The sequence below is a fragment of the Streptomyces sp. NPDC005808 genome, from assembly GCF_042871385.1.
Lineage (GTDB): Bacteria > Actinomycetota > Actinomycetes > Streptomycetales > Streptomycetaceae > Streptomyces.
Genome location: NZ_JBIAIK010000033.1, coordinates 18,021 through 26,477, shown reverse-complemented (window position 1 = coordinate 26,477; position 8,457 = coordinate 18,021). Strand labels below are relative to the sequence as shown.

The 8,457-nt window shown below is 70.9% G+C and carries 12 protein-coding genes; 11 read left to right on the top strand and 1 reads right to left on the bottom strand.

Annotated features, from left to right (window positions below):
- Positions 1 to 148 precede the first annotated feature (148 nt).
- The 4 genes from ACFYPC_RS36840 (at position 149) to ACFYPC_RS36825 (ending at position 3,297) form a co-directional block, all read left to right on the top strand.
- Positions 149 to 997: a hypothetical protein gene (locus ACFYPC_RS36840; RefSeq protein WP_391891707.1), complete on the top strand. Its 849-nt coding sequence runs from the start codon at positions 149 to 151 to the stop codon at positions 995 to 997.
- A complete protein-coding gene (locus tag ACFYPC_RS36835; protein ID WP_391891706.1) occupies positions 994 to 2,448 on the top strand; it encodes a transfer protein in 1,455 nt (484 codons plus the stop codon). Before ACFYPC_RS36840 ends, ACFYPC_RS36835 begins: the two co-directional genes overlap by 4 nt.
- Positions 2,449 to 2,516: 68 nt before the next feature.
- Entirely contained in the window at positions 2,517 to 2,705 is a 189-nt protein-coding gene (locus ACFYPC_RS36830) for a hypothetical protein (RefSeq protein ID WP_391891705.1), read from the top strand.
- 88 nt (positions 2,706 to 2,793) lie between these two features.
- Positions 2,794 to 3,297: a hypothetical protein gene (locus ACFYPC_RS36825; protein ID WP_391891704.1), complete on the top strand. Its 504-nt coding sequence runs from the start codon at positions 2,794 to 2,796 to the stop codon at positions 3,295 to 3,297.
- 84 nt (positions 3,298 to 3,381) lie between these two features.
- Here the strand turns inward: ACFYPC_RS36825 and ACFYPC_RS36820 are convergent, their stop codons facing one another.
- On the bottom strand, positions 3,382 to 3,576 hold the full coding sequence (locus ACFYPC_RS36820) for a hypothetical protein (protein ID WP_391891703.1): 195 nt from the start codon (positions 3,574 to 3,576) through the stop codon (positions 3,382 to 3,384).
- A gap of 123 nt (positions 3,577 to 3,699) precedes the next feature.
- Between ACFYPC_RS36820 and ACFYPC_RS36815 the strand changes: the two genes are divergently transcribed.
- The 7 genes from ACFYPC_RS36815 to ACFYPC_RS36785 all read left to right on the top strand — a co-directional run bounded on the left by ACFYPC_RS36815 (position 3,700) and on the right by ACFYPC_RS36785 (position 8,329).
- A complete protein-coding gene (locus ACFYPC_RS36815; RefSeq protein WP_391891702.1) occupies positions 3,700 to 4,503 on the top strand; it encodes a hypothetical protein in 804 nt (267 codons plus the stop codon).
- Between the two features lie 119 nt (positions 4,504 to 4,622).
- A complete protein-coding gene (locus ACFYPC_RS36810; RefSeq protein ID WP_391891701.1) occupies positions 4,623 to 4,835 on the top strand; it encodes a hypothetical protein in 213 nt (70 codons plus the stop codon).
- 26 nt (positions 4,836 to 4,861) lie between these two features.
- Positions 4,862 to 5,524: a DUF6919 domain-containing protein gene (locus ACFYPC_RS36805; protein ID WP_391891700.1), complete on the top strand. Its 663-nt coding sequence runs from the start codon at positions 4,862 to 4,864 to the stop codon at positions 5,522 to 5,524.
- Positions 5,521 to 6,063: a hypothetical protein gene (locus ACFYPC_RS36800; protein WP_391891699.1), complete on the top strand. Its 543-nt coding sequence runs from the start codon at positions 5,521 to 5,523 to the stop codon at positions 6,061 to 6,063. Before ACFYPC_RS36805 ends, ACFYPC_RS36800 begins: the two co-directional genes overlap by 4 nt.
- A gap of 272 nt (positions 6,064 to 6,335) precedes the next feature.
- On the top strand, positions 6,336 to 6,812 hold the full coding sequence (locus ACFYPC_RS36795; RefSeq protein WP_391891698.1) for an RRQRL motif-containing zinc-binding protein: 477 nt from the start codon (positions 6,336 to 6,338) through the stop codon (positions 6,810 to 6,812).
- Positions 6,813 to 6,932: 120 nt separating this feature from the next.
- Positions 6,933 to 7,694, top strand: coding sequence for a hypothetical protein (locus tag ACFYPC_RS36790; protein WP_391891697.1), 762 nt, complete (start codon positions 6,933 to 6,935; stop codon positions 7,692 to 7,694).
- A 143-nt stretch (positions 7,695 to 7,837) separates the two neighbouring features.
- Positions 7,838 to 8,329: a hypothetical protein gene (locus ACFYPC_RS36785; protein WP_391891696.1), complete on the top strand. Its 492-nt coding sequence runs from the start codon at positions 7,838 to 7,840 to the stop codon at positions 8,327 to 8,329.
- Positions 8,330 to 8,457 lie beyond the last annotated feature (128 nt).

The window sequence follows — 8,457 nt, the reverse complement described above, 5'->3', positions numbered from 1 at the left end:
CCCAACAACCGCCCCTAGGGATCCCTCCGGCCCGACCTGACTTACACCACCACCCGCCCCCCCCCCCCCCCCCCCCCCCCCCAGGCGGGGCGCCCCCCCCCCCCGGGGGCCCCCCCCCTTCCCTATGCCCTAAAGGAGAGCAGACCCGATGATCAGCCTCGGACCCCTGCGCGGCCGGACAGCCCTGGCCCGCAACGCTGTTGGCCGCGCGGCGACCGTGGCCGGCACCGGCGCACTCACCGCCGGAATCTTCACCCCCGACCTCTACAGCACGTCGATGACCTGCACGATGCTGTGCGCCGGATGGGGAACGCTGTGGTCGGCGACCCTGCCCCGCGACATCAACGGCAACACGGCGATGACCCTCTACCTCACCCCGTCGGCGTCCCTGGCCGTGATGCTCACCGCGCAGCACATCGTGTCCGGCATCGACTGGTGGTGGCAGCTGCTCGCCGACGCCGTGTGGACCGCTGGCGTCTTGCGGGTGCGCCCGGCCCGGCTCGCCCGCATCCTGGTCGGCCGCGAGAAGTCGCTGACCCCGGACGCGATCGAGCAGACCAAGGAGGTCCTCGCCTGGGACACCGTCCAGGACGGCTCGCAGCACCCGCAGGCCGTGTTCTGGGCCAAGCACGTTGCCATCGAGGGCGGCGCCGCCCCGAACACGGTGCTGGAGCAGATCGAGCAGACCGGCCCGGAGTCGATGGCCGCCGTCATCCGCTCCACCATCCCCGGCAAGCCGGTCCCGAAGATCGACCTGCTGGAGTTGTCCGCGGCCATCAACTGGCCCGAGGACGACATCAAGATCACCCCCGTGCCCCGGCAGGGCGCCGGAGTCCGGCGACTCACCGTCGGCGTGGCCCCGGCGGACGCCATGGACCTGCAGATGGCCTGGCAGACGCTCATCGCCCCCAAAGGCATGCCCGGCACCGTCATCACCGCGATCCGCGCCGTCGACGTCCCCGACACCGACGGCGACAGCAAGGAGCTCCCGGCATGAGCAAGATCTACGAACTCACCGTGGAAGCTGTCGAAGCGGGCGACGTCATCACCTACCACCCGGTGAGACTCGCCAACGCCCTGCGCATCACGGACGTCAACCGGCTCGCGATCGAGGTCAACACGGCCCTGTCCAAGGCCCTGGTGACCATCTACCCCCACGACCCGCTCGCCCGGGTTATCCTCGCCGACCCGCAGATGCTGGTCATGGACAGCCGCGGGCGCATCTACATCGGCCGCTACCACAACGGCCGGCCCTCCCTGCTGCGCCTGTACGACCCGGCATCCGGCTCCGCACAGCGCCTGCTGCTGTTCGGCACCACCGGCGCCGGCAAGTCGACCGCGGGGCAGATCATCCTCGCCGCGATGAAGCGCTCCGGGATCGCCGTCCTGTACGCCGACCTCAAGGGCGGCCAGTCCGCTCCTGAGGCGTACGGGCAGACCGGGCGCGGCGCGGACGGCAACGTCGCCTGGCGCGTCACCACGCAGGAAGGCACCATGGCGCAGCTGCGCACGACGTGGCTGACGATGATGGACCGCCAGGAGCGCTACTCCCGGATGGGCCGCTCGAAGTTCCTGATCGGCCGCCCCGACCCGCTGATCTACCAGATCATCGACGAAGCGAACCGCCTCCTGGAGAAGGGCGCGCCCTACCGGGACGAAGCCACCTTCTACATCAAGGACATCGGCCGCACCGGCCGGAGCCTGGGCGTCGGCATCGGCCTGTTCGCACAGGCCGGCCACCTCGAAGAGATGGGCGGCAGCGACACGTTGAGGGCGATGCTCAAGGAAGGCGAAGTGATCCTGCTTCGCTGGACCAGCTCGATGATGAAGCAGCTGGTGACCGACGGCCTGCTGCCCACCGGGATGGTCCTCGCCCCGATCCCGAAGTACGCCGGCGAAGTCGACCTCGTCTCGCAGTTCGACGAGGAACACGAGGACGACGACCTGCCCGGCACCCAGGGCACCGCGTACAACGTCAACGGCCGCTACCCGTCCAGCAAGATGCGCTTTTGGAACATCGGCTCCGACATGCCCACCGAGGGCCTGGACCCGATGGTCCTGGACCTCTATGGGCCTGGCGCCCCGGCCGAGATCGAAGAGGCCGCCTGGGACCTCATCGGTGACGCCTACGCCCAGCGCCTGGACGGCATGGAGGCGTACCGCGCGGTCTTCCCCGAACCCGAGGAAGACGAGGACGGCGAAGGCGGTGGCGGCAGGAGCAAGAAGAAGAGCGGCGGCGCCCTCCGGACCGCCACCCCCGTCCCGGCGTCGATGCCGGCGGAGTCCAAGCCTCGCTCCCGCACCATCCGCGACCGCGTCCAGGCCGTCCTCGACGCACACGACGACCCGCTGGACGCACTCCAGATCCTGGAGCTGGTCAACGCCGACGGTGACCGCGCGGTCAAGCTCGGCAGCATCCGCAACGCCCTGACCACGCTCAAGAGCTGACCGCCCCCTTCACCGGCCGGGCCGCGCCCCGCGCCCGGCCGCCGGCCCTCCCAAAGAAGTTTTTCGCTGTGGCACTGACCGTCTCCCTGGTCGTCCTCGCCGGAATCGTCGTGCTGATCCTGCTCCGCACCGGCTACCTGCGGCTCTGGCCCGCTCTCGCTGCCGTCCTGTTCGGCTTCACCCTCGCCTCCACCGGCATTGCCCCCACCATCACCAACGGGATCAGCAACGCCGCCGGATGGATCAGCAGCCTCTGATAGCCCGCCCCGCTCCCCCACGCGCCGCGCCCTCCCCGCCACCACGGCAGGGAGGGCGCGCCCGCGCCTGCCCCGAACGGAGAACCCCGTGGACTTCCAGCCCACCCCCGGCCGCCCGATGTCCGACTCCGAGGCCGCCGCCGAAGCCAAGCGGATCATCGCGGAGGCGTGCCGTCCCGAGCGGCAGTTCGCCACCTCGTTCCGTGATGAGACCGAGTCGCCCGCCTACGGCGACGCCCCGCCCGTGAAGCAGGACGACAAAAGGATCGTGCCCGCCTGGGCGGCCGGGATCGCCGTCGCCTCCATCGGCGTCGGCGCCGGATCCACGGGGCTGGGCTGCGCGGCCTGGCTCATGTTCAAGGGCCTGTCCCTCGTCAGCGTCCCCGGTCTCGAACGCTTCGCGCTCATCGTCATCGCCCCGTTCGCCGGGCTGGCCATGGTCGCCACGGCGGTCGGCACAGCGATCGCCAAGGTGAAAGAGGGCAGCACGACGAATGTTTTCGAGGGCCCCGTCACCCACAACACCGAGATCAACAACAACAGCAGCACGCGCGGGATGTTCTTCGCCCGCACCCGTAACGACGTCCGCTGACGCCGGGCCCCCTGCGTCGTACTCGAACCCCGCCCGCGTGGCCGGGAGTTGAGTACGGGGCAGGCCGCCCGGAGCAGCACGCGATCAGTCGTCGTCCAGGTAGATCAGCAGGCGGCCGTACTCATCGACCTCCGCCTCATAGATCACGCCGTCGACGACCGCATGGTCGACGACCACCTCGAAGTCCTCTTCGTCGTCGATCCACAGCACGCCGACGTCGTCGGTGAACGCCGGATAGATCACCCCGTCGGCGATCACCGAATCGAACTCGACTGCCATCGCGTCCCCTTGCTGCCCCTGTACGGCCGTGCCGTCCCAAGCCTGCCGCACCACCAGGCCCCGGCAACAGATCCATTCCCATCCCGTACGCACCGTCACCATCTCTCGAAGGAGAAGCCGACCGTGGCTGACCACGACAGCGGCACGCCCATCCCCGCCCAGCGCCAGGAGTCCACGGCCGCCGACAGCGGCCAGGCCCTCAACTTCCCGCCGACCCCGCCCCTGGCCGCGAAGCACACCGACAGGACGACGTCACGGCGTGCCGCCCTGAGCGAGTGGTGGGAGGACGCCTGGACCGAGGGCGGCGTCCTCCACCAGCGCTGGGAGGACCTGCGCCAGGCCCACGAGCTCGGCTGGCACGAGATGGCCAACTGGATCAAGACGGTGCTGGCCCTCGCCGGATTCGCCGTCGTCGCGCTGTTCCTGGACGGCGCGGCCGGAGTCCTCGCCGACGCGCTCCACCGCCTGCTGACCGCCGCGCCCCGCGTGCAGATCGGTACCGATACCTTCACCGGCGTGCTCGCGGTCGTCGACCAGCCGGTCCGCTCCTACATCGCCCAGCACTCCGCCGGCCTCGCCGTCAGCGGCTCCACCCTCTACACCCTCTGGCAGGTCGCAGGCCTTGTCGGCCTGGTCGGCGGGTTCCTCCGTAGCACCGCCGCCCGCCTCCTGTGGACAGCGTGGGGTACAGGCAGCGCCGCCATGATCTGGTCGGCCGCTCCCGAACTGGGCCGCACTCTCGCCACCGGAATCGCCGTCGCCGTCTGGCTGCTCGCTTCCGCGTTCGCACTGCGCGGCCTCCAGCTGCGCCGCGCAGTGGTCGTCCATGTGGCTCCCCGGATCCACAACGAGATCCGCGAGATCCACGTCCCGGCCGACCGGCCTGCCGACGACACCCCCGACAACGTCCACCAGCTCCAGCGCTGACATCCCGTCGACCCGCCTGGTCCTCGAACGCAAACACCCTGCGTTCGAGGACCTCACCGGCCGACCGGCCACCCGCGTACCACCACAACCAACACCACTGATCCGCAAGGAGATTCGTCATGCCGGAGAACACCCCGCAGCAGCAGCCGGTCCAGGGCTGGTTCATCCCCTCGCAGCCCACCGCCCCCGCCAAGAAGAAGATGCCGCTCGTGCTGCGACTCGCGCTGATCGCCGCAGCCCTCACCGCGATTGTCCTCGCCTCCCACGACAACGCGGACGGCCAGCCCGCCACCCCCTCCCCGAGCCCGTCGGCCACGACCACCGGGCGGTGACAGTCGTGGACATCAAACTCCCGTGGATGAGCCGCTCCGACCGACGCCGCTGGAGGTCCGCCGGGACCATCACCGACCTCGGTGAGCTGATGGCCCTCTGGCTGGAGGGGAAGATCGCCTCCCGCCCCGGATACCAGCCGCGCTACGGCCCCGACGATGAGACCGCGCATCTGGTGCCCACACTCGCCGCCCTGTGCCGGGCCGGATACGTCACCACCTGCTCGCAGCCCGGGTTCGCCGGCACCGGTGCGGACGGTCTGTGGTGGGAGCAACGCGCCGCAGTCGAGCTGGTGGTCACCAACCCGAAGCTGTTCCAACGCCTGGTCGGCGCCGCGTGCGCCGCCGGGCTGGTCGTCCGGATCAACGAATGCCGCCCCGACGGTGGCGTGCAGGAGCCGCCCGTGGTCGCCACCACCCGTGACGGTGAGCCGGTCACCGCGTTCGGCGGACGAATCAGCCGCGCGGACATGGCCATTCAGTGGCCAGGACTGGACCGCGACCTCTACCGCGAGGTCCGCACCGGCACGTACGTCTCGATCATCGCCCCCGAGTACGGGACCCCGGGCGAGCGGCTGTGGGTCGTGCTCGACTTCCTCACCGGCCTGCGCCAGCACGACCCCAACAGCCCCTGGAACGGTTCTGCCCCGGCGAGCCCGCCCGCGAACGCTGACAAGGAGCGACCCTCGTGACCCGCAGCGTCGACACCGACAAGCTCTTCACCGACCTGAACGTCGACCAGTACAGCAACACCCTGGAACGCGACGACGCGTACAGCGCGCTGCTGGACCTCCTGGACCACATCCGCGATCTCGGACAGCACCTGGTCACGATCCCTGAGTTGTGGACCACCCTGCGCTCGTTCCCCGACGCAGAGAAGTTCGGAACCCGCGCCCGGATGCTCACCCTGCTCGCCACCGCCGAACGCGATCACATGATCCGCCGCACCCCCACCGGCCGGATCCTCCTGCGCTTGGACGCGCCGTCCTGCGGCGGCCCGGAACACGTTTGGATCCGTCTCGATGGCCGCAGCGCATCCGAAGTGGAGATCGCGGGCGCCGACCCGTGGCCGGACCACCAACTGCACGCCCCGGGCCCGGCCTGGTGGCGCTGCACCGGGTGCCGCACCACCAGCGGCATCCGAGCCCAGGACTTCCAGCTGATCCGCGAGCAGGCCACCGAGCACGCCAGCACCTGCCGTGCGCTGCCCGCACCTCCGGCCTGCCACTGAAATCCGGTCACCCTGTCCGGGGGGGGGCCCCCCCCCCCCGGGGGGGGCGCCCCCCCCCCCCCCCCCCCCCCCCCCCGCCCCCCCCCCCCCCCCCCCCCCCCCCCCCCCCCCCCGGCGGGGCGGGGCGCGCTGCTTGCTGCCCACCGACGTCTGGAGGAACAGCCCGTGCTCATCCCCCGACCGCGCCGCCGGATCGGCCGGCCCCGGCCCTTCCGCCCCGGCCGTCGCCACCCGCAGCGCCCCGCCCCGTTGCCCGGCGCCTGGAGTGCGTGATGGACAGCCCGGACGAAGACGACCTGGTCGACGTCGACCTCTACGACGACGACGGCTTCCCCGAGTTCGGCAACAATCAGGCCCCCGGAGCCGTGGCCGTACGCGCCGCAGCACGAGAGAAGAAGCCCGCCCCGGAGACCGGACTTGCCACTCGCCGCCAGTTACGAGCGATGGGCCTGAGCCCCGGCGGCCACGACCCCGTCGCCCGGCTCATATGCCGGGGCGGAAACCGGTGGGCCTGGCTGTACCGCGTCGATCTTGCAGTTCCCAAACGGACACCCACCCTCGCTCAGGAACTCGCCCTGGACCGGGCGATGGCGGCGAGGCAGACCTGCCCCACGTGCCGAAGGCGGTATTACGCGTGCCTCCCGCTGCGCACCCAGGGCCAGTGCGAACCGTGCGAGGGGGGCTACGAGCCCAGTCCCGACACCGTCATGACCTACCCGGCGCCGACCGGCCACGGCCTGGCCGCCTGACCCCGGCAGCGCCTGAGCGCTGACGGCTGCCTGATCCGCCCGTACCGCCGTTTGGCGGGCCGGGCGGTGAAGGGGAGCCGGAACACCCCGGTCACCCACCAAAGCACAGGGGGAAAGCCCATGATCAGCATCATTCGCCGGTCCACCCGCCGCACGTACGAGGAAGCGGTGGAGACCGCGAAACGTGTCCCTGGCCTGGAAGGCGAGCTCACCCAGGAACGCGGCCGGGCAGGCGACTTCGAGCGGAAGAGCTCCAACCTGGAGCAGCTCCTGGAGGTGCGCGACGGGACGATCGAGAAGCTCCGCACCACGCTCGACAGCCTTCGCAGGGCCAGTGACGAGATCGCCGCGCTGATGGCCACCGCGCCTTCGCCCGCAGCCGCTGGCTACCACGCCGCCCGTGTCCTGCTCGCCCACGCTGACCAGTTCCGCCTCGCCGACACGGCTGAAGGCCGTGCCGGTCTGGAAGCGATGCGCGAGCTGACCGAGCCGCAAACGGTGACTCTCCTCTACCGCTACCGGCGCCCTCAGTCCGTCCACGCGACCATCGAAGCCGCCCGGCAGGCCGCTCAACGGCAGGGCGCCAGCCCCGACGGGTGGAAGCCCGCCACTACGTTCACGGACCGGCAGGAATTCGCCGACACGCTGTGCGGCGCCCCCTGGAGCACCACCACGCTCGCCGTGGATGCGGCCGCCCCGTGGGTCACCCCGCGAGAGCCGCTGGCCAGCGTGTACGTCCTGATGAGCGGCGGAGCGCCGTACGCCGCGTTCAGCGCCCCGGACGACGCGATCCGTGAGCAGGACCGCCAGGGCATCCCGCGCACCGCCGACAGCCTGATCCGCATGGAACTGGCGACTGACGACGCCACGGCCGCCGCGTAACCCGCGCCCGCCTCACCATTCCGTACGACGAACCCCCGTTCTGACGGATCCCCGTGCTGCCCCGGCCAGTTGACCAGCGCTGGTCGGGGAGGCGCGGAGGACCGGACAGCCCGGTCGCTCCCGAACCCCTGAAGGAGCTGTACGTGACCGAGACCCTCACCCCGCCCACCGTCGCCGCCGGCGCGGACTCGCCGCTCGCCGTCCTCTTCGACATCGCCCTTGAGATCGGCGTGCAGGGCGAGGACGAACAGCGCGACGATGCCGAGACGGCCGCCCTGGACCACGTCTGGAACGCCTACCCCGACACTCTCGGCAGGGCCCTGAACGACGACGGCTGGAGCGGCCAGCCCTCCCTGGCCGGAGCCGGACTGGAGCCGAGCGCCGTCGCCTACCTGGACGGCGGCCTGTGGCTGCACCACTCCAGCGACGGCGACCAAGAGCGCGACGTCCTCACCCTCATCGCGCCCTGCACCTGCGGAAACGGATACATCGACACCGCCCTGGGCGGCGAGTCGGACTTACTGCAGGTCCTCAACGACCTGCGCACCACCGGAGGCCGCTTCCCGCACAACAGCGACGACCCCGACTGCGACAGCCAGCGCCGTCTGCGCGACTGGAGCGACGCCCAGCCGTGACAGCACAAATGGGGTGGCTGGCGCGCTCGAACCCCCCCCCCCCCCCCCACAACCCAACAAAAAAATCGAGGAGAAGGGCTTACGCCAGAACACAAAACGGAATAACCCCCAGCCCCCGCGCGGGCCGG